General features: G+C 61.6%; 21 protein-coding genes and 1 pseudogene. 8 read left to right on the forward strand and 14 right to left on the reverse strand.

Translation table 11 applies throughout. The annotated features are described in order from the left end of the window. Nucleotides 1-38 precede the first annotated feature (38 nt). Nucleotides 39-218, forward strand: a complete 180-nt coding sequence (locus YWU_RS0110305) for a hypothetical protein (protein ID WP_027020409.1) — start codon at nt 39-41, stop codon at nt 216-218. A gap of 148 nt (nt 219-366) precedes the next feature. Then, nucleotides 367-1,680 carry a hypothetical protein gene (locus YWU_RS0110310; RefSeq protein WP_156892800.1) on the forward strand — a complete coding sequence of 438 codons (1,314 nt, stop codon included), beginning with the start codon at nt 367-369 and terminating at the stop codon, nt 1,678-1,680. Between the two features lie 7 nt (nt 1,681-1,687). On the opposite strand, the gene YWU_RS0110315 is transcribed toward YWU_RS0110310, so the two are convergent. After that, entirely contained in the window at nt 1,688-2,146 is a 459-nt protein-coding gene (locus YWU_RS0110315; RefSeq protein WP_027020411.1) for a DoxX family protein, read from the reverse strand. Between the two features lie 156 nt (nt 2,147-2,302). Between YWU_RS0110315 and YWU_RS16345 the strand changes: the two genes are divergently transcribed. After that, the gene (locus YWU_RS16345; protein WP_051260266.1) at nt 2,303-2,860 is read left to right on the forward strand and encodes a MarR family winged helix-turn-helix transcriptional regulator; all 558 of its coding nucleotides are present in this window, start codon (nt 2,303-2,305) and stop codon (nt 2,858-2,860) included. Here YWU_RS16345 and YWU_RS0110325 read toward each other — a convergent pair. Genes YWU_RS0110325 through YWU_RS17640 form a run of 5 tightly spaced genes read right to left on the reverse strand, consistent with a single transcriptional unit; the run spans nt 2,838 to nt 7,568 of the window. Then, nucleotides 2,838-3,362: a DinB family protein gene (locus tag YWU_RS0110325; protein ID WP_051260267.1), complete on the reverse strand. Its 525-nt coding sequence runs from the start codon at nt 3,360-3,362 to the stop codon at nt 2,838-2,840. The genes YWU_RS16345 and YWU_RS0110325 overlap by 23 nt on opposite strands. A 35-nt stretch (nt 3,363-3,397) precedes the next feature. Next, nucleotides 3,398-4,294, reverse strand: a complete 897-nt coding sequence (locus YWU_RS0110330; RefSeq protein ID WP_027020413.1) for an aldo/keto reductase — start codon at nt 4,292-4,294, stop codon at nt 3,398-3,400. A gap of 20 nt (nt 4,295-4,314) precedes the next feature. Continuing rightward, a complete protein-coding gene (locus tag YWU_RS0110335) occupies nt 4,315-6,183 on the reverse strand; it encodes an ABC-F family ATP-binding cassette domain-containing protein (RefSeq protein WP_027020414.1) in 1,869 nt (622 codons plus the stop codon). A 38-nt stretch (nt 6,184-6,221) separates the two neighbouring features. Continuing rightward, a complete protein-coding gene (locus YWU_RS17635; RefSeq protein WP_051260268.1) occupies nt 6,222-7,193 on the reverse strand; it encodes a hypothetical protein in 972 nt (323 codons plus the stop codon). A gap of 54 nt (nt 7,194-7,247) precedes the next feature. After that, entirely contained in the window at nt 7,248-7,568 is a 321-nt protein-coding gene (locus YWU_RS17640; RefSeq protein ID WP_051260269.1) for a GNAT family N-acetyltransferase, read from the reverse strand. Between the two features lie 369 nt (nt 7,569-7,937). On the opposite strand from YWU_RS17640, the gene YWU_RS0110350 reads away from it, so the two are divergent. The 3 genes from YWU_RS0110350 (at nt 7,938) to YWU_RS16360 (ending at nt 10,704) form a co-directional block, all read left to right on the forward strand. Continuing rightward, a complete protein-coding gene (locus tag YWU_RS0110350) occupies nt 7,938-8,870 on the forward strand; it encodes a cation diffusion facilitator family transporter (protein WP_027020415.1) in 933 nt (310 codons plus the stop codon). A 66-nt stretch (nt 8,871-8,936) separates the two neighbouring features. After that, nucleotides 8,937-9,443, forward strand: a complete 507-nt coding sequence (locus YWU_RS0110355; RefSeq protein WP_051260270.1) for an NUDIX hydrolase — start codon at nt 8,937-8,939, stop codon at nt 9,441-9,443. Between the two features lie 151 nt (nt 9,444-9,594). Then, on the forward strand, nt 9,595-10,704 hold the full coding sequence (locus YWU_RS16360) for an ABC transporter substrate-binding protein (protein ID WP_084142104.1): 1,110 nt from the start codon (nt 9,595-9,597) through the stop codon (nt 10,702-10,704). A 95-nt stretch (nt 10,705-10,799) separates the two neighbouring features. Here YWU_RS16360 and YWU_RS18635 read toward each other — a convergent pair. After that, nucleotides 10,800-11,003 (reverse strand): annotated as a pseudogene (locus YWU_RS18635) (helix-turn-helix domain-containing protein); the annotation flags it as partial. A gap of 408 nt (nt 11,004-11,411) precedes the next feature. Here YWU_RS18635 and YWU_RS0110375 point away from each other — a divergent pair. Next, entirely contained in the window at nt 11,412-12,260 is an 849-nt protein-coding gene (locus YWU_RS0110375; protein WP_027020418.1) for a PDDEXK family nuclease, read from the forward strand. Nucleotides 12,261-12,459: 199 nt separating this feature from the next. On the opposite strand, the gene rsmA is transcribed toward YWU_RS0110375, so the two are convergent. The 5 genes from rsmA to metG all read right to left on the reverse strand — a co-directional run bounded on the left by rsmA (nt 12,460) and on the right by metG (nt 18,347). Then, nucleotides 12,460-13,419 (reverse strand): 16S rRNA (adenine(1518)-N(6)/adenine(1519)-N(6))-dimethyltransferase RsmA, encoded by a 960-nt coding sequence (gene rsmA / locus YWU_RS0110380; RefSeq protein WP_051260271.1) that lies wholly within the window; start codon nt 13,417-13,419, stop codon nt 12,460-12,462. After that, nucleotides 13,383-14,513: a resuscitation-promoting factor gene (locus YWU_RS0110385; RefSeq protein WP_027020420.1), complete on the reverse strand. Its 1,131-nt coding sequence runs from the start codon at nt 14,511-14,513 to the stop codon at nt 13,383-13,385. Before YWU_RS0110385 ends, rsmA begins: the two co-directional genes overlap by 37 nt. A gap of 205 nt (nt 14,514-14,718) precedes the next feature. Further along, nucleotides 14,719-15,489: an SDR family oxidoreductase gene (locus YWU_RS0110390; RefSeq protein WP_027020421.1), complete on the reverse strand. Its 771-nt coding sequence runs from the start codon at nt 15,487-15,489 to the stop codon at nt 14,719-14,721. Nucleotides 15,490-15,647: 158 nt separating this feature from the next. Then, entirely contained in the window at nt 15,648-16,484 is an 837-nt protein-coding gene (locus tag YWU_RS0110395) for a TatD family hydrolase (protein ID WP_027020422.1), read from the reverse strand. A gap of 21 nt (nt 16,485-16,505) precedes the next feature. Next, nucleotides 16,506-18,347: a methionine--tRNA ligase gene (metG, locus tag YWU_RS0110400; protein WP_027020423.1), complete on the reverse strand. Its 1,842-nt coding sequence runs from the start codon at nt 18,345-18,347 to the stop codon at nt 16,506-16,508. A gap of 37 nt (nt 18,348-18,384) precedes the next feature. Here metG and YWU_RS0110405 point away from each other — a divergent pair, with 37 nt between their 5' ends. Further along, nucleotides 18,385-19,524: a chorismate-binding protein gene (locus tag YWU_RS0110405; protein WP_027020424.1), complete on the forward strand. Its 1,140-nt coding sequence runs from the start codon at nt 18,385-18,387 to the stop codon at nt 19,522-19,524. Nucleotides 19,525-19,598: 74 nt separating this feature from the next. On the opposite strand, the gene YWU_RS16370 is transcribed toward YWU_RS0110405, so the two are convergent. Beyond that, nucleotides 19,599-21,398, reverse strand: a complete 1,800-nt coding sequence (locus YWU_RS16370; RefSeq protein ID WP_051260272.1) for a BCCT family transporter — start codon at nt 21,396-21,398, stop codon at nt 19,599-19,601. A gap of 217 nt (nt 21,399-21,615) precedes the next feature. Next, the gene (rsmI, locus tag YWU_RS0110415; protein ID WP_027020425.1) at nt 21,616-22,476 is read right to left on the reverse strand and encodes a 16S rRNA (cytidine(1402)-2'-O)-methyltransferase; all 861 of its coding nucleotides are present in this window, start codon (nt 22,474-22,476) and stop codon (nt 21,616-21,618) included. Between the last annotated feature and the right edge of the window lie 41 nt (nt 22,477-22,517).

Below are 22,517 nucleotides of genomic sequence, written 5' to 3' on the forward strand. Positions count from 1 at the left end.
GAGCTCCAGTCACGCCGGAAACTCCGTACCCTGGAACTATGAGCATTACGACATTGGCCATGATCTTCTTCGCGGTCGTGTTCGTAACTTCCCTGATCGCCTGGATCTGGTTGCGAATGCGCCACACCAAGGAAAGCCGCAATATGGGCGACGACAGCCTGCGGGAGCAGGATCAGAATCGTCGGCGGGACAATCACCGGGACCAGCCGGGCAGATAGCCCGTCACGCCTTCGCCCCGAATTGGTTCACCGGCCTCAGCAGGCACCACCCCCCCAGTCAGATGGGGGTATCCCGGTCGCAGCCAACGGTGAGCAGCCTCGTCCATTGGTTGAATGGTTGGCACACTCCTACGTGAATCGAGGCACCATGACCTCATACGAGCGCGTCCGGTTCATCGGCTACGCCATCCCCACCACACCTGCGGACATGGTCGCGGTGGGAGACCCAAACACCACAGGCTCGGTCGCCGGCACATACAGGGCCTCAGATGACTTCGAGAGGGATATTCACTCCCGCGCGGCTTTCCTCAAGACTGCGGTCGACACGGCCAAGTCCAGATTTCCGGATGTCGGTGATCCATCAGTGCTCAATGTTTTCGTCGCCCCAGAGTTCTACTGGCACGGCCCGATGGGCCCCTACATCCACGCGCCGGGAGATCCAGATCCTGCGGGCACGATCCTCGAACTCCTGCGTGAGTTCTTCCCCTCCGCTGAGTACCCACATTTTCTGTTCGTCTTCGGCTCAGTCATCTCCGCTGAGGCGAGGAATATCGACGTGGTGATGAATCAGTCCTCCACCACGATTCGCAATGACATCGTCAAGAATCTCGGGGAGAACTGGCTGGCCTCCGATGGCCCGATCAGCCTGGTCATCGAGGACATGCTGGTGAACTTCGTGAAAAACACCCACTCGTACCCTGCTGTGGAGGTTCGCAATCGGGCGATGATCATCAGCAATGGCGCGGAGTCGGTCATCGATGGATTCGACAGTGCCACCGCGCTCAGCACTGAGAAGTACTTCGACTCCAATGAGGATTTTCTGCTGTGGGATGTGACTGGAAAGCCAGTCATCACCGAGCAAATGACGGCGTACCCAGTGCTCGACATGTCTGGCGGCGATCTGAAGAAGGAGCCCACTGATCCGTATGCGATCTTCCGACTGCCGGCAGCGGGCGCACCGCTGAATGTCGGGGTCGAGATCTGTCTTGATCATTCCGACCGACGGTTGCGGACCACGTCGTTGAGGAGTCCGTGGCCGAGGGAAGAGGAGGGCGTCGGGATGCATCTTGTTCCCTCGTGCGGCATGCAATTGCATGCCCCGTCCGTTGCGGCGCAAGCAGGCGGTTGGGCGTTTAACTGCGATGGACAGTACGCGCTGAACGGTTCGTTGGACGGGGTCGATTCGATCTTCAGCGATTATCTGGACGCTCAATCTTCTGTCTATGGCGCGCACACTCAGTTGGCTCGGGTGGCGTCCCCTGCGGTGGGCACGATCGTAAAGGCGCCGGGTTCGCGGGATGCAGCTTTCGAACCGCTTCTCGACGTCCCCATCGCCACCCTTCCCCTCCCCCACGAGGTCCCCAGTCTTGATGGTGGCGAGGCAGTGTCCACGGACGAATTCTTCGCCGGCGGTTCCGGTGAGGTGCACATTTACGGAAAGGACACCCCGCTGCCGTTGTGACCTCGGTTTAGACGGTGGCCGGGGCCTTCGCGGAGGTTCGGCTGGCGATCAGGTGGTCGACACTGAAGCGGCCAGCACCCATCAGTGCGATCACGGCCAGGCCGGCAGCCAGTGCCCAGACCAGCTCGTAGCCACCGTCGCTGGCGAAGATGCCGGCGTCCAGGTGGACCATGAACAGGGCGCCGATCATGGTGATGATGTTCAGCAGTGCGATAACCGGTGCGAGCAGACCGATGATCAGCAGGAAGCCACCGACCAGTTCAGCGGTTGCAGCGAACGGTGCGGAAATGCCCGGCAGCGGGATTCCCATGCCCGCGAAGTTCTCGGTGGTGCCGGAGATCGTCCATTCGGTGAACTTCTGCCATCCGTGGGCCATCAGGATCACGCCGAGGGAAACCCGGGCGATCAGCAAGGCGATGTCGGACAGAACCGGCGATGCGGAGGACGGGTTGAGCAGGGTGCGCATGGTGGCGATGACCTTTCGAGATTGTGGCGTTTAATGCGGTTGCATCAACAACTTATGGTTGACGCTACAACTAATTAGTTGAAGAGACAACTGAACTACAATGAAAAAGTAGTGACGCCGACATGACCCGCGCCCACAATCTGGAGGAGGACCCCCATGACTGACCCCACATCCGCGCTGTGGCTGTCATCGCAGAAGCTCGCTGCGTGGATCCGCTTCGCGTCCCTGCTGGAGATCCTGCCCGGCGCGCTGGATGCTCAGTTGCGCAAAGATTCCGAACTCACCCACTTCGACTACCGGGTGCTGGTGTTCCTCTCCGAGTCAGACGGCCATCGCCTGCGCATGACGTCACTGGCACAGTTCACCAACTCCACCCTTCCCCGGCTCTCCCACGTCGTACGTCGGCTGGAAGACCAAGGCTTAGTCGTGCGCACCCCCTGCGAAGACGACGGCCGAGCCACCAACGCCACGTTGACTGAGGCTGGACACCAGAAGGTCGCGGCCGCCGCGCCGGGCCATGTCGCTGCGGTGCGAAGCCTCGTCATGGATTCATTGGATGACCGGGACGTCGCCGACCTAACCCGCATTACCGAGAAAATTCTCCGCAGCGCGGACAGTGACGGCGCGTTGCGTCCGGTGTACGAGCGTCACGACGACCAGTCCACACCCACCCCACCCGTGGAACCTCCAACTACTCCCCCGCGCGGCGAATGATCAGAAGCTGACCCAACTCCGAGACGTTCTTGGCCAGCTCCACGGCCACCCATCCCGCCAGGTCAGCGACAGTCTTTCCTGCGTCCTCGGGCCAAGGGAATCCAATCACGCGGTCAAGGTCCTCGACGTCGGCCAGCGCTTCTTTCCACTGCTGGTGCAGGTGTCGCAGCCACTCCACGGTCGACGCAGGCTCGCTCGGCCAACCGGTGTCTTCCGGTCCTGGGGCGGCCTCGCCCGTCAACTGCGCCGTCGCAGCCTGCAGCCACCAGCCAATATGCCAGGTGATCCACGCCGGAGTGGTCGCCGGAACCGGATCAGGCTCGGCCTCGGCAAGATCTGGAGCCCATCCATTCTCGGTGCGGTCCATCGTCCATCGGTTCGACGATGGCGCCCAGAAAAAGTCGTCCTCCCCTAATGACGCGGCGTGATACTCGAAGAGCGCCCAGGGAATCTCCAACTGGGACAGCAGCAATGGCACGCGAGGGTCGGACTCAGGTTTCATGCCTCTCATCATGGCAGGGCCGCGCGCCCCAGGGTTCAGGCCTCGAGGATCTCGAGGCTGAATTCCACCAAGGTGATGTCCTCTGGGACGGGGCCGCCACGGTTGCCGGTATCCAAGGCGTCGATGGCTGCGAGTTCATCGGTGCTAAGGGAGAAGTCGAAAACATCGAAGTTCTCTGCGATCCGGGACGGGGTCACGGACTTCGGAATCGCAGAGCGCCTCTGATCCAGGTGCCAGCGCAGCATCACCTGCGCGGGACTCTTGCCGTGCGCCCGGGCAATCTCTCTAATGACAGCGTCATCCAGGACACTCACCCGATCATCGCCGAAGACTGCGTAGAAGGTAATGCCGCCGATTGGTGACCACGCCTGCGTAACAATCCCGTGCTCAGCGTTGAGTTCCTGCAACTGGCACTGCTGGAAGTACGGGTGGTTCTCAATCTGGTTGACCGCTGGGACTACCTCTGTTGCCGACAGAAGCTCCTCCACCTGGGAGGGCATGAAGTTTGAGATGCCGATGGAGTGGACGTGACCGTCGTGAAGCAAAGATTCCAGGCCCCGGTACGCATCGATGGTGCGGTCGAAGTCATCTGACATAGGCTGATGCAGCAGCAACAGGTCGATCGTGTCCACGCCGAGTTTGCTGGCAGCCTTGTCGAAGGCGTAGCGGGTCGAGTCAAAGCCGTAGTCGTTGAGCCAGACCTTGGTCTCGATGAAGATATCGGAACGGTCCACGCCAGAGGCCCGGATGCCGTCGCCAACCTCCCGTTCATTGCCGTAGGCCGCGGCGGTGTCGATGTGGCGGTAGCCGGTCTCTAGCGCGGTACGAACTGCAGCGGCGGTGTCCTCCGGCGAGGACTGATAGACGCCGAAACCGAGCGCCGGCATCTGGACGCCATTGTTCAGAGTGAGGGTGGGAACGGTGTTCGTCATGTCCCCCTCCCTACCACCGCTCAGCCTTCGAGCGCCTCGCCCAGTTCGAGCCACTCCATCTCCATGGCGCCCTTCTCCTCGCGCACGGCGTCCAACTTCCGGGACAGGTCGGCGAGTTTTCCGGTATCCAGCTTCGCCACATCGGCGCTGGTGTCGGCCATGTCGGCGCTGAGCTTGGTCTCCTTCTCGGAGAGTTTGCCCATCTTGCGTTCGAGCGCGCGCATTTCCTTCTGGATGCGGCGATGCTCGGCGGGGTCGATGGAGGGGGCGTCAAGAGACTCGCTTCCCGACGTTCCCTTCTCCACTCCCCCATCCCCCACTGAGGACGGGGTCGAGACATGTCCCTTGCCGGAGTCGCCGGCGCCGGCGAGCTTCTTGCGGCGACTCAGGTATTCCTCAATACCGCCGGGCAGGTTCGTCAGGTTGCCGTCACCGAATAGGGCCCAGGTGGAGTCACAGATGCGCTCGACGAGGTAACGGTCGTGGGAGATGACCACCATCGTGCCGGCCCAGCCGTCGAGAAGGTCTTCGAGTTCCTGGAGAGTGTCGATGTCGAGGTCGTTTGTGGGTTCGTCGAGAAGCAAAACGTTGGGTTCAGCCATCATGACGCGAGTGAGCTGCAGTCGGCGGCGTTCACCACCGGAAAGATCACCGACCGGAGTGCGCTGGCGCTTCGGGGTGAAGCCGAGACGCTCAGCGAGTTGGGCGGCGCTGACCTGCTTGCCGCCGATGTCAATGTACGTGGCGACGTCCTCAACAGCATCGAGAACTCGCATGTCCACGGGCAAGTCATCCAGTTCCTGACGTAACCACCCCAGTCGTACAGTGGTTCCCTCAATGCGCTTGCCTGCGGCAAGTTCGTGGGCGCCGGCGAGGGTGCGCAGGAGCGTCGTTTTGCCAGAGCCGTTAACGCCGACCAGACCAATGCGCTCACCTGGTGCGAGCCGCCAGGTCAGATCGCTCACGAGGGTTCGACCACCGGTTGGGTTGTCATCACCGGACGGTGCGGTGATCGTCGCGTCTTCGAGTTCAATGACGACTTTGCCCTGGCGCCGCTTCGCGAACGCCATGAGCTCCACTTTGTTTCGCGGCGCCGGCACATCGGAGATCAGGGCTTCGGCGGCCTCGATTCGGTAGCGCGGCTTGGAGGTACGCGCCGGTGCACCACGGCGCAGCCAGGCCAGTTCCTTGCGGGCAAGGTTCTGGCGGCGCGACTCAGCGGCATCAGCCTGGCGGGCGCGTTCAGCTCTGGCGAAAGTCCAGTCGTTGTAGCCGCCGTCGTACATGTCGATTACGCCGTCGTGGACTTCCCAGGTTCGGTTCGCGACAGTGTCGAGGAACCAACGATCGTGTGTGACCACCACGAGGGCGGACTTGCGGGACAGCACGTGCTCGGCCATCCACTGCACACCTTCGACGTCCAAGTGGTTGGTCGGCTCATCGAGAATGAGCAGGTCCAAGTCGCGAACCAGAGCGGCTGCGAGGTTCACGCGGCGGCGCTCACCACCGGAGAGATCCCCAACAACAGACTGCAGGCCGAGGTCGTGAATGCCCAGGCCGCCCAGAACCTCGCGGATGCGAGCCTCTCCTGCCCACTCGTGCTCGGACACACCCAGCGGAGCGATGACCGAATCAAACACAGTCGCCTGCGGGTCGAGCCCCACATCCTGTGCGACATACGCCATCCGCAGGCCGTTCACTCGCGATACGCGGCCGGAGTCTTCAGGCTCCAGGCCAGCGAGGATCTTCAGCAACGTCGACTTGCCGCCACCGTTGAGACCGACGACGCCAATGCGCTCGCCCTCCTGGATTCCCAGACTTACCTCGTCCAGAAGAGTCTTCAAGCCAAACGACTTGCTGACATTCTCCAGGTTGATCAGATTCGCCACGCGCGATGTCCCTTTCCGTTACTTCTAGCCCTGGGCTACTAGCCGTGGGCGGCTTCGTCCACTGACGCACCGCTGACCGATTCTTGCTCCGCCAACGTCCAGGTGGCTGCTCCAGTCGTCGCCACGGAGGCAGCGATGTCGAGCGCCTGATCTCGGTCACGGCAGAGGAATGCCACGGCAGTTCCAGCCCCGCACACGATACCGGTCAATGCACCAGCATCCATTCCGAACTTCATTGTCCTGCGCAGCCGTGGCAGAAGGGAAATCACCGCCGGAGTGAGATCATTTCCAGCAAGTGCCCCGAGCCGCTCGACATCCCCTGCTGCGGTCGCCAACAGCATCTCTTCCAGGTGCTCCGCTCGGGGAATCTCCCGTTCAGAGAGGATCTGCCGGAGCTTGTCCTCCACATCGCTTGCATCTAACGGATCACCGACCAGACATATCGCCCAGTGCGCTGCCCGGCGCGACAGCACCGGCGACTGGGCCGCTAAGTCCCCGTCCTCGATGTCAATGACCCGAGTTCCGCCGAGCATCGCCAACTCCGCCTCAGCTGAGTAGTCGCGCAATATCTCTGTAAGCGTGTCTGCGCCTAAAGATCTCCCAACATGCTTATCAACGCCCACTGCAACCCCCGCCAACACCCCACCCCGGACCCCAAGCCCGGAATCCAGTGGTGCGGGAAGCTCGACAGAGACCCGAAACGGCCGCCGAGAATTAGCCCGAGCGGTGCGGACAGCTTCCTTGCCCTCGCCCTCGGAATCCTCCGCGACATCAATCTTTTCGTCGAGAATTTCGGCGATGAGGCGGGCGATGGGGCCGTCGGGAGCTGAGTCTTTTTCGGGGGTCCAGAACCCATGAAGAGCTATCTCAGGTCCCGCGGACCCCAGGTCCGTGACGGTGATGCGGACCCGGCTAGATAACGAGGTCACAAGTGCCTTGATGGTGCCGTCCTGCCACGCCAGATGCGTCGCCAGAATCAGCGGTGCGGATGCGTGGGTCGAGGTGGCCATAGTGCCCAATTCTACCGGCGAGCATTGCACTGCCGTCTGGCCCTGTTTGCTGCCTCAGACTCGCTGCATCGACCAGACAGTCGGGGCGGGGCTCTCAGCGGTCACCGCATGGACGGCGAACCCGAGCCTCTCGTAAAGCGCGACATTGCGAGGATCAGAGGTCTCCAGGTGCACCGGCACCGTGGCGCCATACTTCGCGTCGAGATGTTCCAGCGCAGCCTCGATGATCCCGGCACCGAGGCCCTGGCCCTGCGCCGACGGATGGACTCCGACGGTTGCCAATTCCCATGAGCCAGCCACCGGTGCCGGCGGCAACTCCAGGTCGTAGCCGGCTGCATCAGAGGCTCCCGACGCCTCCACAATCTCACCCCACACCGCACCATCACCCTTTCCATCGCCTCCGGCCCGGTTAGCGCGAGGACGGCAGTCACCTCGTCATTGACGATGACGACTCCGTGCGGCAGCGCAATCTCCCGCAAGTAGATCCCCTGAACCCGCTGGATCCGTTCATGGCGACCATCGGCGGCGACCGTCCAATTGGTCCACGCATAATCAGCAAAAGCGCAGGCCAAGGTATCGGCGGCGCGATCGATATCGGCGTCCTGGGGAACTCGGAAGGTCTTGGTCGGGAGAGTACTACTTCGAATTCTGATTTACTGGGGGCGCTCACCGGCCCAAGCAACTTCCGGGCCAGAGCTCTATCGCCAGAGAATGATCTGGTCGATTATCGATCGAAAAGGAAGAATGCAGTCCGAACAAGGCGTACTCCGCCTTTCCCTGTGCGGGATCGTCCTCTTCGCAGCCATCGCCATCACTTTTGGCCTCGTCACCGGATCTTCAGCGATCCTGTTCGACGGAGTGTTCTCCATCATGGACGCGGTGATGTCCGTAGCATCGATCTGGGTCGCGGGGCTCATCGCACGTTCGGCGGCACAGTCATTCTCCGCAGAAACCAGGAAGCGGTTCCGGTGGGGATTCTGGCACCTGGAGCCGATGCTCATCGCAGTGAATGCGGTCATGATGATGGGTGTCGCTGTCTACGCCATCATCCAGAGTGTCCAGTCGATTCTTGACGGCGGACGAGAGATCGAGTTCGGCCCCGCGATGGTCTACGCGGTCATCATTTTGACGTTGACCATCGTCCTCGCCACCATCGAACATCGCGCCAACCGGAAGATTGGATCCATCCTGGTTGAGACCGACGTTAAGGGTTGGATCATGAGCGGCGGCATTACCGCCGCCCTGCTCGTCGCATTCCTCATCGGCTACTTCCTGCAGGGAACCAGCCTCGAATGGTTCACTCCGTACGTGGACCCGGTAGTCCTGCTGATAGTCGCCGTCATCCTCGTCCCAGTTCCCCTGGGAATCCTGCGCGCTGCGATGGCCGACATTCTCTTCTTCACCCCGATCGAGATGCAGGAAAAGGCCGAGCGCTGCGTTCACCGTCTCGTCGAAGAGAACGGCTTTGAGTCCTCGGAGGTCTACACCTCGAAGATGGTCCGCAGCTACGAGGTTCAGATCTTCATCCGAGTTCCCCACGATGACCGACCGCGGAAGATCCAGGAATGGGACGAACTGCGCGAGCCAGTCATCGCAGAGCTCAGCGACAACGATCCGAACCGATTCGTAACGGTGACATTCACCTCGCCCAGGCATGAGCCTCAGAAGTCGTCCTAAGTTTCAGTCGACCGTCGGTGCGCAACGGCGTTCCCTGCGATTCTCTCAGCGCCGTATAATCGCGTCATGCCTGCCGACGACCCCCGCCCCGACCCGGACCTGCCTGCCGTGGCGGAACGTCGCGAGCCTACAGGCTGGTCCTCCCGCGCCGACTTTCCGGACGCTTCAGGCTGGATCTGCAACTGCCTGATCCGCTACCGAGAGCGCGTACTTCTACTTCAGCGAGCCCCCGGTTCCGCAATGGGTGGCCGATGGGACCTGCCCGGAGGGAAAGTCGACCCTGGCGAAGAACCGGTTGTCGCAGCCCTGCGTGAGCTCACCGAGGAAACGGGCCTGACCGGCAAGAACCCCCGCGAGATCGATCACTGGTCGAACACCGACTTCAAAGATCCGACGCGGCGATTTCACACGATCACCTTCGCGGTGGAAATCGCACAGGAGCCAGGCCCGACTCCCCCTGCAGTGGTGATCGACGAGGGGCACGTCGACTACATCTGGGCGTCACCTGCAGATATTTCCCGACTTCCGTTGTCCCATCACGTCAGTCGTGTCTTGGAGTCCCGCTCCCGATAACCGTTCCAGATACGAATCCGGAGACACGTACGCCCAAATACCCTAAAGTGAATGCAGCCTACCCTAACTAGTAAATAGTTAACTGAATTGCCTGGCGCGCTGCAGATTCCAGCCACTCTGCCCCTCGCACGGCACGAGAGGAATCCACTACATGCTGCACAACGCCCGCCGTTCCCCCAACCGCGCAAGCGGTCTCACGTTCCGCCGAGCCCTGACCTCCACAATCATCGCTGGAGGACTGGTTCTCACCGGTTGCTCGTCAGATGGATCGAGCAACAACGCCGCTGCCAATAATGCTGACACCACCGGGGTTGCCCAGGTGTCGGAGGTGACGATCGAGAACATGTACGGCGAGGCCACCTACAGCACGAACCCTGAGACGGTCGTCGCGATTGGAACCGCCGTCGACAATCTCCTGGCACTGGGCATCATCCCGGACGTCATCATCGAGCGTTCCGACGACGCCGTCGCCGATTGGAAGAACCCACAGCTCGAGGGCGTCGAGCGCATCGCGGTTTCCGAGGATTTCCCGCTGGAAGAAGTCGCTTCGCACAACCCTGATCTCATCATCGGCGACACCTACCGCATCAAGGAAGAGGACTACGACAAGCTCAGCAAGTTCGCCGATGTCTTGCCGGGCATGGACCGGAACGCTAGTTGGGAACCGCAACTCAAGGCACTCGGCGAGATCTACGGACTCGACGAAAAGGCTCAGGAGGTCATCGACGCTGACGAAGCTGCTTTCGCTGCAGTCCGCGAAGAACTGCCCGGCCTCGAAGGCAAGACCGCACTGACCGTTCAGGACCGTGCCGGTCAGTTCGGAGTCATCGCAGATCCGGACAACATTGCCAACGCCTTCTACTCGCGCCTTGGAATGACACTGCCTGCCTCGTTCACCGATGGTTCAGTGCAGATCGACGCCGGTCGCGCCCAGATCTCCTACGAGCGAGTGGCCGACCTGTCGGCGAACTTCATGGGCATGTACGCCACCGAAGGCATGGACAAGATTCACGCTATCGGCGGATACGACCAGCTTCCGCAGATCGAGTCCGGAGCAGTGGTCGAGGACAACGAGCCCGTCATGGCTGCACTGAACATCCCGTCTTCGCTGTCCAACGCGTGGCTCCTTGAGCAGCTCCGCCCGCAGCTGGAGATCGTCAACATGGGAGTCCCGGGTTCTCTACCGGGAAGCACCATCTTCACTGCTTTGACCGGAGCAGACCCACTGGTCAGAGGGACAAACACACGCCCATGGCGATGAATCGGCCGCGGATGGATTCTCGGATCACCGGTCGGTGGGGCTCCCACGAGGTCATCGAGGGCCACACCATAGATACGTGCCAGCACGATCAGCAGGTCCAACGTCGGCCGACGACCACCGGACTCCAAGCGGGAGAGGGTGCTGGTGGAGATGGCTGCGTCGGAGGCGACGTCGTTAAGCGTCAGTCCCTTGTCCTGCCTAGCCTGGCGAAGCCGGGGACCAACGGCGTCGATCATCGCATCGATGTCGGACGTGGGGCTGTTCTCTGCCGGGGAGCCGGAGGCAGCGGGAGGAGTCATAGTCAGCAACCTTAATTCGGAGGGATGACGGTCTGTGCCTCAGCTCGGTAAACGCAAGTGAGAGTTTCCCCAGTTCGCGGGATAAGCAATTCTCCAAGTGGGGCACCTGCCCAGGCGAGCGAAGAAGAATTCGGGAACCGCGAGCCGACTCGTCACGTCCAACTAGATGTGAAGGGGAAAAACCACGAACACCAGTCCACGAACATCCATCCGGTGACAGAACATCCACGCCACCATGGCATTGACGGACTGCATTCCTCCGGCGTTATTCGCGTAGCCACGGACAACATCCAAGAGCGGGCCTCCTGGAATTACCGAGTTCGAACAGGAAAGGCAGTACGGCTGCTACCAGGTTGTTACCTTACGGCCGACGCATGGAACCAGAAGAAGCGGTGGGAACAATATCGGATGCTGTGCATTGCTGCCGCGCTGAAATACCCGACCAGATTCCTTGCTCTGGGAGCGGCCGCTGCGCTCCTCAATATTCCGCTTCCGCGCACACCAGAGGGGATACTTCTGGCCTCGCCTACGAGCCGTCGTTCTGGGACCGTCGCCACTATCGACCCCAGGCACCGAGTGCTGCACAAGGTCCGAACGGTTCCTGTCGGCGAGGTAGTTCTCTCCAATGGAATCGCGACTACCTCTCTAGCCTGGACGGCCACGTCGATAGCCGCGAATGTGAGGTCCAATTCCGAAGCTGGCACCGCCCTTATGGTCCTCGAGGGTGCGCTGAGGAGCGGCATTTCCATCGAAGACCTGAAAAGGTGTGCGGTTACCTCGGACGGCAAACCCCAAGGTCCTGCACTGGCGAAATGGATCGACCTTGCTGATGAGCGCTCGGACAGTCCGGCTGAATCCCTCATGCGGGCGATATTTTTCTGCCTCGGTATCGATTACGAACAGCAGGTGCTCATCCTGGATGAGAGAAGCCACGACATGGGTCGAGTGGATTTTCTCCTGACAAAGTACGGAATCATCATCGAGGTCGATGGTGCGGTGAAATACGACGGCACCTTCGGAGATCCCTATCGGGCGCTCAAACGGGAGCGAATCCGGCACAATAGGATCACGAATCTCGGGTACCAAGTACTCCGAATTTCCTGGCAACAGATGCACAACGGTGAGGCCTATCGGATGATCCAGGCTGCAGTCGATTCCGCAAAAGCGTCTCCTCGAAGGACACGGGGCAAGCAACTGGTCTCTCGACTGCGCACCATCGAGGCTCCAGATGGTTCGTTCGACCGACACTGGCTGTGAACTGGTGGGGTCCGCTGCTCCCTACAAGGTAGGTGACCCCATTCGATAAGGATCGGTGCCCCCGGTCGATAAGTGCCATCCGATGTTTTCCCAGGTCAGGATTTAGCGATGTCACCGACCTGGGTGACCGCTGCCTGCGCGAGTGTGGGCACCTTGCGGTCGACCAGCCCAGGTGACCGGAATCAGTCGCCAGGGGCCGTTAGATGCCGGCGAGACGGACGAAATCCTCGATCTGCAGCTTCTCACCACGCAGCGTCGGGTCAATACCGGCGGCTTCGAGAGCTTCGCCAGCGGCGGCACCGGATCCGTAGACACCAGCCAAGGCTGCGCGGAGGGTCTTGCGACGCTGGGCGAAGGCGGCGTCGATAAGCGGCCAGACCTTATCGCGGGAAGCGGCATCAGTCGGCCAGGGAGCCTCACCGGCCGGTGAATCAGGACCGAACACATCGATGCGAACCAGGCCGGAGTCGACCTTCGGAGCCGGCCAGAAGACATTCTTGCCAATAGAGCCGGCCTTGGTGACGTTGCCGTAGAAGCACGCCTTCACACTCGGGACACCGTAGATCTTGCCGCCGGGCTTGGCTGCCAGACGGTCGGCGACCTCGGCCTGGACCATGACGAGAACGCGACGGATCGTCGGGAACTCGGCGAGCATGTGCAGCAACACCGGCACCGACACGTTGTACGGAAGGTTCGCGACCAGGGCAGTCGGCGGATCGGACAGGATCGTGTCAGCTTCATCGGCTGACGCGCCGTACACCGGAGCTGCCTCCAGATCCGTTGCCGTGACTCGCATTGCATCGACATTGGCCAGGCGCAGCGCACGGCCAGGAGCGAACTCCCCCATCGTCTGGGGCAGACGAGCTGCCAGACGAGGGTCGATCTCCACTGCGGTGACGCGGTGACAATGATCAAGCAGAGCAAGGGTCAGGGACCCGAGACCGGGGCCGACCTCCACAGCGTGGTCGGTGGGCTCCAACTCGGCGGCCGAGACGATCCGACGGACCGTGTTCGGGTCATGCACGAAGTTCTGTCCGAGCTTCTTGGTGGGGCTAACGTCGAGCTCCTCGGCCAGGGCACGAATCTCGTGCGGTCCGAGATAGCGGACCTCTACGGTATTGCTCACCTGAGACCCATGGAGGCGGTGCAGGCGGGCCATGCGCCCCAACCCTGAGATGCCTGGACACGCTCGGCGACGACGATCTGCTCTTCACGAGATGCCTGACCAGCGGTCGGGGCGTACTCACCACCACCGTGTGCCTGCCAGGTCTGCGGGTGGAACTGCAGTCCACCGGAGAAACCATTGCCGGTGTCAATGTGCCAGTCGCCATTGGACTCACACTGTGCCAGCGTGTCCCAGACGGAACCGGAGGCAACGGACGGAGCGGTCGAGCGCGGCTTGGTGCCCTTACGGACAACAGCGGCGACGGCCTCGTTGAGCTCGACTGCGTCGACCTCATCGCGGGAGAGCTCATCGCCCTCGCGGGAGACAACCTTGAAGGTGGTCAGGCTCCGGCCCGGGGTGCCCTCTTCGATGACCTCGACCTCGTCGTCGTACATCTCCGGGTCTTCGATGACATCTTCCGGCGCCTCGAACTCGACAACCTCACGGAGGTTCTTTTCGATGGTCCGCTGGACCTCGACGAACATGCCATCCTCAAGCGGGGTCTCCGGAGCAGGCTCGACAAAGTCGCCTTCCTGCAGGTGGATGTCACGCATGGCGAGTGCTTCGCCGACGGTGGCGGCGGGGAGGGAGAGGTTGGCCACGTGGCCGTCGTCAAGCAGCTCGAATCCCTTAGGCGTGGTCAGCTCCAGCGACATGCCATCGGACGGGATACGGGTGTTGCCCGTCTGCTGGTTCAGAGCAGCAAGCTCCGGGTTCTCTTCGAAGAACTCACCGAGCGTGGCTGCATTGGTAAGCACGTCATTCTGCTCGCCGTCCACGACGAGAGAGACCGGCTTCTCGGTGCGCACCACGATCTCATCGCCAGCGGCGACGCGGTCCTGAGCAATGACGTCGTCCGACTCAGTGACGTCCACACCTGCGGAGGTGATGATCCGCTCGGCATTATTGGAGAGAGTGGAGACCTGACGGATCTCTCCGTCGACGTCCAGAGTCACCGACTTGTGAGCCGTGGCTGCGGTTCCGCCACCGACCGCGACAGCGACCACCGCACCGGCGACGCCGATGCGGACGGGGGTCGAGAGGGTCTTCTTCTCACCATTGACAGTGCTCTTGATTCGACGAGCCATTCGGCTAGTTCCCTTCAATAGAAATCGATCCTCATCACAATACGATAACGAGAGGGACTAAGTCCATTAGCACACCTGCTGATCAGGCCCACGCAGGGGTGCTCAGGCAACGGTTCGGACACAAAAATTCCCGGGTGGCACACTGGGCGCGATCCGGGATCACAGAATCGGAACGTCAACCGATCCCGCTACGTACGGAACTGAATTATCCGGCGATGAGCATGTTCACGAAACGAGAAGCAAAGGCCGGGCTCAGCTTCGCCAAGTAACGCAGGATCAGATCCAGTGCTGAGACCGAGTAGAAGTGGCGCTGACGCTCAATGATGTTTCTCGGGTGCACGGACTTCCACACTGCGTCAGCAACCTGGTGCGGCTCAATGTTCACGCCGAGGCGCTTGGTTGACTTGGCCTCAACGGCAGAAAGCTTGGTCTTGGCCCACAGCGGCATCAGTGCGACAACACGGATCTTGTCCTTGCGCCACTCCAGATCCAACGCCTGAGTCAGGCCAGTGACGAAAAACTTCGAGGCAGAGTACGGGGTGATGTGCGGCTGTCCGTAAATCGCCGAAGCAGAGCCCATGTTCACCAGGTGGGAGCCCTTGGTGCGCTTGAGGTACGGGTGCGCCGCCTTGGCGCCGAGAGTAGTCGCGGTGCAGTTGACCTCAATCTGCTTGGCGATCAGGCCTGGGCTCTGATCGACAATGTCACCATCACCGATAATGCCGGCGTTGTTATCCATCACGTCCAAAGTGCCACCGGTGTGAGAGGTAAAGTCAGCGAGGGCCTGCTCCCACTGGTCGTACTGAGTCACGTCGAGAAGACCGGTGATGATCCCCGGAGCGTCCTGCTCCAGAGTCGCCAGACCGGCAGCATCAACGTCATATGCGCCGACGATCCAACCGTTTGCGTGGAACTTGAGGGCGACCTCCCGACCGAGACCCTGCGCTGCACCAGTGATAAATATGCTCTTCGGCATAGATTGCCGTCCTCTCTCAATACGTGTCCGCGAGGTATATCCATCGCCTCGTGGCAGCCCTGAACTTAGGCTGCCCGTTGTAACTCAGATCACCATATAACAGTTGCATTCAAATATGATTGTTTTTTAGCAGAATTTTTAACCGGGCTCCCCTACCCTCAACTAGCAGTGGCGATTCGGTAGATCCTTCGCGCATTAGCCGTCAGCAGGTCAGCCATTTCCTGCGGCTGTACCCCCCTAGCATCTGCCATCACGCGGGTCTGCCACCCGATAAACGTGGACTCATTGCGTGCACCACGGAACGGCTCGGCGGTCATGTAGGGCGCGTCGGTCTCCACCAGAAGTTGGCCGGCAGGAGCCTCGGAGACAGCCAGACGCAGGTCAACGTTTCTTTTAAAGGTCACGTTTCCGGTGAAGGACAACACGTAACCGCGCTCCAGCGCCTCACGTGCCACGTCGATCGGCGAGCTAAAACAATGCAAGATTACTTCGCCATCAAAATCAGCAAGCACGCGCAGGAGGTCCGCATCAGCATCACGGTTATGGATCATCAACGGCTTCTGAACAGCCCCTGCCAATTCCATATGCCACCGAAGCGACTCTTCCTGAACCTCTGGAGAGGCACATCCCTCCATGGTGTCGAGCCAGTACCAGTCCAGGCCGGTCTCCCCCACGGCCACGACACGGTCCATCGCAGCCATTTCGGTCAGGCGGGCCTTGGCAGCGTCGTCGAGTTCACCTGCTCGGGTCGGGTGAATAGCAGCAGCGGCCCACACCCTCGGGTCCTGGTAGGCAGCGGCCACTGCCAGTTCGGTCTCCTCCAGGCCATCGCCGACGGTGCAGACCCCCACCACACCGGCTTCGCCGGCACGGTCCATCAGTTCACGGACCGATGCCTCATCGCGTGCCCCACATGAGGCCAGATGCGTGTGCGCATCAAACATCGGAGACACATACGGAGCCGGTTCGGCCACAGGACGCTTCTTCTTACCCATGGCCGCAATGGTAACGAGCGGCTACTCCGGATTCACCGGTGCCCAGGACGGACCGGTCTCGGCCAGCTCCGGGTCGAGCTTCGCGAACAGCGGCTTCGGCTTCGACAGTGCAGTGCCGGGGACCATCTCTAGGCGGCCCCAGGTCGCGAGCTGCTCGTCGTAGTCACCGGTGATGACTGGGTAGGAACGCCCCTCAGCCGGCACGCCTACGCCCACCGGCTCAGTGCGACCCTCTGGCAGTTCGTCGGTGACCTCTTCGACTCGCGGCTGCGCAGCCCACACGCCGGTGCGGCCCAGCGTCTCGTGGATCTTCTGTGCAGAGAACGGCAGGTACGGCGTGAGCATCACATTGCAGTCAGAGACGACCTGCAACGCGGTCCACAGCACCGTCGCCAGGCGCTCGCGCTGGGACTCATCCTTGGCCAGCTTCCACGGCTCCTGCGCGGCAATATAGGCATTCGCCTCACCGACCACATGCATGATCGCGGTGATGCCAGCGCGGAAACGAGAGTGCTGCAGGGCCTCCCCCACCTCGGCGAAGGTCTGCTCGGCCAGGTTGAGGAGTTCGAGGTCAGCGTCGTTAAGCGAGGCGGGTTCGGGCACTTCGCCGAAGTTCTTGTGCGCCATCGACACGGTGCGGTTGACCAGGTTGCCCCAACCGTTGGCCAGCTCGTTGTTGATGCGGCGGACGAACTCGTCCCACGTGAAGTCGGTGTCCTGGTTCTCCGGGCCGGCCACAGCAATGAAGTAGCGCAGCGCGTCCGGGCCGAACTCCTTGAGGAAGTCCTTCACGTAAATAACGATGCCCTTGGAAGAGCTGAACTTCGAGCCGGACATGGTGAGGAACTCCGAGGAGACAACCTCGGTCGGCAACTCCAGTTCGCCGAACTCACCCTGCGAGCCACCGCGGGATCCACTGCCTCGGTAGCCCAGGAGCTCCGCCGGCCAGATCTGCGAGTGGAAGGTGATGTTGTCCTTGCCCATGAAGTAGTAGGACGTGGACTCCGGGTTGCCCCACCAGTTGCGCCAAGCTGCCGGGTCGCCGGAGCGGTACGCCCACTCGATGGAGGCTGAAAGGTAGCCGACCACAGCGTCGAACCAGACGTAGAGCTTCTTGGCGTTGTTGTCCGCCCAGCCGTCCAGCGGGATCGGCACGCCCCAGTCGATATCGCGGGTCATCGCGCGTGGGCGGATGTTCTCCAGGAGGTTCATGGAGAACTTCAGCACGTTCGGACGCCAGTCGTCACGGCCCTGCAGCCACTCCGTGAGGGCCTCAGCCAGTGCCGGCAGGTCCAGCAGGAAGTGCTCAGTCTCGATGAACTTCGGGGTCTCACCATTGATCTTCGAGACCGGATTGATCAGGTCCGCCGGATCGAGCTGATTGCCGCAGTTATCGCACTGGTCACCACGAGCACCGTCGGCTCCACAGATCGGGCAGGTGCCCTCCACGTAGCGGTCCGGCAGTGTACGGCCGGTCGACGGGGAGATCGCGCCCATCTGGGTCTGCTTGATCATGTAGCCGTTTTCGTACAGGCCACGGAACAGCTCCTGCACCACCGCGTAGTGGTTACGGGTGGTGGTGCGGGTAAACAGGTCGTAGGACAGACCAAGTCCAGCCAGGTCTTCCACGATCTGGCGGTTGTAGCGGTCCGCCAGCTCCTGCACGCTCACGCCTTCTGCCTCGGCTTGAACCAGCAGCGGGGTGCCGTGCTCGTCCGTGCCCGAGATCATCAGCACGTCATTCCCGATCATTCGCTGGTAGCGGGAGAAAACGTCCGACGGGACGCCGAATCCGGCAACGTGGCCGATGTGTCGGGGTCCGTTCGCGTACGGCCAGGCGACGGCGGTGAGGATAGGAGACATGCCACCCAGGTTAAACCATGGCCTACCCTGAATCTCCGTGAGTATCCATCCCGTACACGAGGCTTGTCGTGTCCTCGAGGCTCTTGTCGCCGCCGGGCACCGTCCCGCTGCCTTAATCGGTGACTGGTTCGGCGCTCATGCGGTCATCGTCCCGAACTTCACCGCCGTACCCTGCGCAGAGATGTTCCCCGCCGAGGGCTGGTTCCTTGGCTGGCAGCCGTACTCCGGCGATGCGTTCGGTGCGCCCGCGCAGGATGTCCTCGTCCTTACGGACTCGGGATGGTCGACTCCGCCTCCTCTTCCGCTTCCCGACGCCCTCCTCACCCTCCCCCGTCCCCACATCCGATGGGATGACGGGGGCATGGACACCCATCTGCGCATCATCGATGAGTGCCGGGAGGCCATTCGCGCCGGCGAGGTGTACCAGGCTTGTTTGTCGACTCGGTTCCATGGCAGCACGTCCGGCGCCAACGATTCTGCCGGCCTGATGAGCGATGCTGCGGCCTGGTTCAGTGAGCGCGTGGTGCGGCACAGCCCGACCCGAGCAGCCTTCATTCCGGGACGGGAGGAGAACGGCTCAGAAATCATCGTTGCTTCGCTCAGCCCGGAAGAGTTTCTCATCCGAGACGGTGACAATGTCCGGGAGTCGCCCATCAAGGGCACCCTGCCGGATACTGAGGATCCTGCGGATCTGATCGCCAGTGACAAGGACGTCGCGGAGAACATCATGATTGTTGACCTCGTCCGTCATGACTTGGGTCAGATCGCAGAAGTCGGCGGCGTCCGAGTGCCCGACTTGTTGTCGGTGCACCGCGCCCCTGGGGTGTGGCATTTGCAGTCGACAGTTGAAGCCACCATTGATCCGGGCCTATCCCACGAGGCCGTGATCGAGGCCTGCTTCCCACCAGCCTCTGTCACTGGCACGCCCAAGATCCGAGCCCAAGAACTGATCGCCGACTGGGAGCCGGAAAACCGTGGCGTCCACTGCGGAGCGATCGGTGCCTCGTTCGGATCGCGGTTGGAACTGAATGTCGCGATTCGTACCGCGGAGTTTCGATTGGCTCCCAGCGGCACGACAGTGGTCGAGGCAGGCGTCGGCGGCGGCATCACCATCGGGTCAGACCCCGTTGCCGAGTGGGACGAGGTCCTTGCCAAGGCCGCTCCGCTTCGCTCCTAAGACCACAAAAGCCCATTCCCTGAAGGGGAATGGGCTGGTGTGGAGACGGAGACGTCGTGAAGCAGGGGTTGGACCTACTTCTTGACCTTCGGGCCCTCCATCACGGGGTACTGCTTCTTCTGAATCTTGTGCTCGCTACGGTGCTGCTTCTGCTCCTGGCGGCGGGCGTTGGCCGCGGCGATGCGACGCTCACGCGCCAGCTTCAGTGCGTACGAACGCTGAGCCTTGTCATCCAGGTAGGCCGGGTCATCAGACAGGCCCTTCACCAGAGCGAACATCAGGCCGATGATGATCAGGACGAACGGGCTGGCAGCCAGAATGGTGATTGTCTGCAGGTTGTTCAGCGCATCCTCGCCACCGGTGACCAGCATGACGATCGCGATCAGCGCGGTCAGGACACCCCAGAAAGCGGTGACCGGCTTGGAGGCTTCCAGGCGACCGTTCTGGGTCATGGTGCCCATGACGGTGGATGCGGAGTCCGCGGAGGTGACGAAGAACGTGCCCAACAGGATCATTGCGATGATCGACGGGACCACGCCACCGGGCAGGGTCTCGAACAGCGCGAAGAGCTGGCTCTCAGCGTCGCCATTGCCCCAGATGGAGTCACCGGTCTGCTCACGCTCGATGGCGGTGCCACCGAAGATGGAGAACCAGACCAGGGAGACCAGGGTCGGAACCAGGACGACGGTGAACACGAACTCACGGATCGTACGACCGCGGGAGATGCGGGCGATGAACATACCGACGAACGGTGACCACGAAACCCACCAGGCCCAGTAGAAGATCGTCCAGCCGGAGAGCCACTCACCAGCGGTGCCGTTGGCGGAGGAGGCAGTACGGGAGGCCATCTCGAAGAAGGTCTGCAGGTAATTGCCGGCGCCCAGCGGAATGGTGTTGAGGATAACGACGGTCGGGCCGACGATCAGCACGAACAACGCGAGGATGATCGCGGCGACCATGTTGAAATTCGAAATGTACTGAACGCCTTTCGAAACACCAGACAGCGCCGACACCAAAAAGCACAGACCCAGGACAACGATGATGCCAACCAGCACCCACACACCCGGATTCGACAGGATCCCGGTGTGTTCCAAACCAGCAGCAATCTGCAGCACGCCAATGCCCAGCGATGCGGCGGTACCGAAGACGGTGGCGAAGACGGCGAGGGCGTCAATGAACTTGCCCTGCCAGCCTTCAGCACGACGGATTCCGATCAGCGGAATAAAGGCAGAGGAAATCAGCTGCTTGCGACCCAGACGGAAAGTTCCGTACGCGATGGCCAAACCGACAATGGCGTAGATGGCCCACGGGTGCAGTCCCCAGTGGAACATCGTGGTGGCCATGGAGGTGCCGACCTCGTTGGTGCTATGGCCCGGCACGCCCTCGCGGTAGTAGTTCAGCGGCTCAGCGACACCGTAGAACATCAGACCGATGCCCATACCGGCGGCGAACATCATGGAGATCCAGGAGATCGTGGAGAACTCTGGTTTTTCCTTGTCCTTACCAAGGCGGATGTGACCGAATTTGGAGACACCGACCCAGACGATGAAGAACACGAATGAGGACGCTGCGAGCACGAACAGCCAACCGAAGTCCTCGACAACGAAGCTGAGGGCTCCGTTGGAGAAGTTCGCGAAGGAGTCCGGGGAGATGAGGCCCCAGCCGATGATCGCGAGGATCGCCACAGCAGCCGGGATGGCGACCGCCCAGCTAACGCCACCCTTGGCAGCAGTTACTACCGACTCCGGCTCGCCGCCAGCGTCAAGCGCCACGTCGACTGCGTCACGTGTGGCAGCCTCAGTGTCGGCGACCGTGACGGGTTGGTCAGGGTTCTCTCCGGAACTTATTCCGGCTTTCTCAGGGTGATCGGACATACCCTCCAGGCTGCATCAGCCGTAACCCCCGTTTCAAAGTGAAAGCGCCGTGCGGCTTTGCAGCATCGCTGCAGCGCACAGACTTTTCCCAGTTGGAACAGTGTTAACTGACGGTTATAACGATCCTGCAACAATTGCCGTTCTGTGGGCTAAATCGCCCGGATACGGACCTGAATGGACGCGCACAGACGCAAAATCATCCGCGCTCACACCATGGTTACTCAGCTTCTCTGCGGTTCCTGAGGACCGCCTCATACACTTCCCGGTATTTAGCGATTCCACGCTCTTCCGCGACCTGGCGGCAGGCATCCTTGAGTCGAACTCCGCTACCAACAAGCGCCTCGACCTCATCGACCATAGAATCCGGGTCTTCCGACATCGGCGGGGCAACATCGAGCACCACGGTGATTTCCCCACGCACTCCGTCGGCGGCCCACTGCGCCAACTCTCCCAAGGTGCCGCGGCGAACCTCTTCGTACGTCTTAGTGAGCTCCCGGGTGACGGCGGCGCGGCGGTCCTCCCCCAGCACCTCTGCGGCGTCTTGCAGGGTGGCGGCGATTCGGTGCGGCGACTCGAAGAAACACACCGCCCGGTCCTCGTTTTTGATCGACTCCAGCCATGCCCGGCGTTGCCCGGATTTGCGAGGTGCGAATCCATCGAAGGCGAATTTGCCCACAGACAGTCCCGACAACGCCAGCGCAGTAGTGACAGCAGAAGGACCAGGAAGGCATGTCACTGGCAGTCCTTCGTCATGTGCTGTCGCCACCACCGTCAGACCGGGGTCGCTAACGACGGGCATGCCCGCATCTGAGATAACGAGGACACGGCGACCGGAGCGGGCGGCGTCGAGAAGCTCACGAACTCGATCGGATTCGTTGTGGTCGAAGTTCGACACCACGCGTGCAGAGATCTCCACATCGAGGGCCGAGGCCAAGCTCCGCGCCCGGCGCGTGTCCTCTGCCGCGATGACGTCTGCACTGGCGAAGGCGCCTCGCAGTCGGTCGGTGGCGTCCCCGATGTTGCCCAGTGGAGTGGCGGCGAGGGTGATGCCCGGGGCGAGGGGGAACTTATTCGACATACCGCGATACTAAGCGTCACTCCCCGACCGATGGATGCCGA

The organism is Corynebacterium sputi DSM 45148, from assembly GCF_000427865.1.
In the GTDB taxonomy this organism is placed as follows: domain Bacteria; phylum Actinomycetota; class Actinomycetes; order Mycobacteriales; family Mycobacteriaceae; genus Corynebacterium; species Corynebacterium sputi.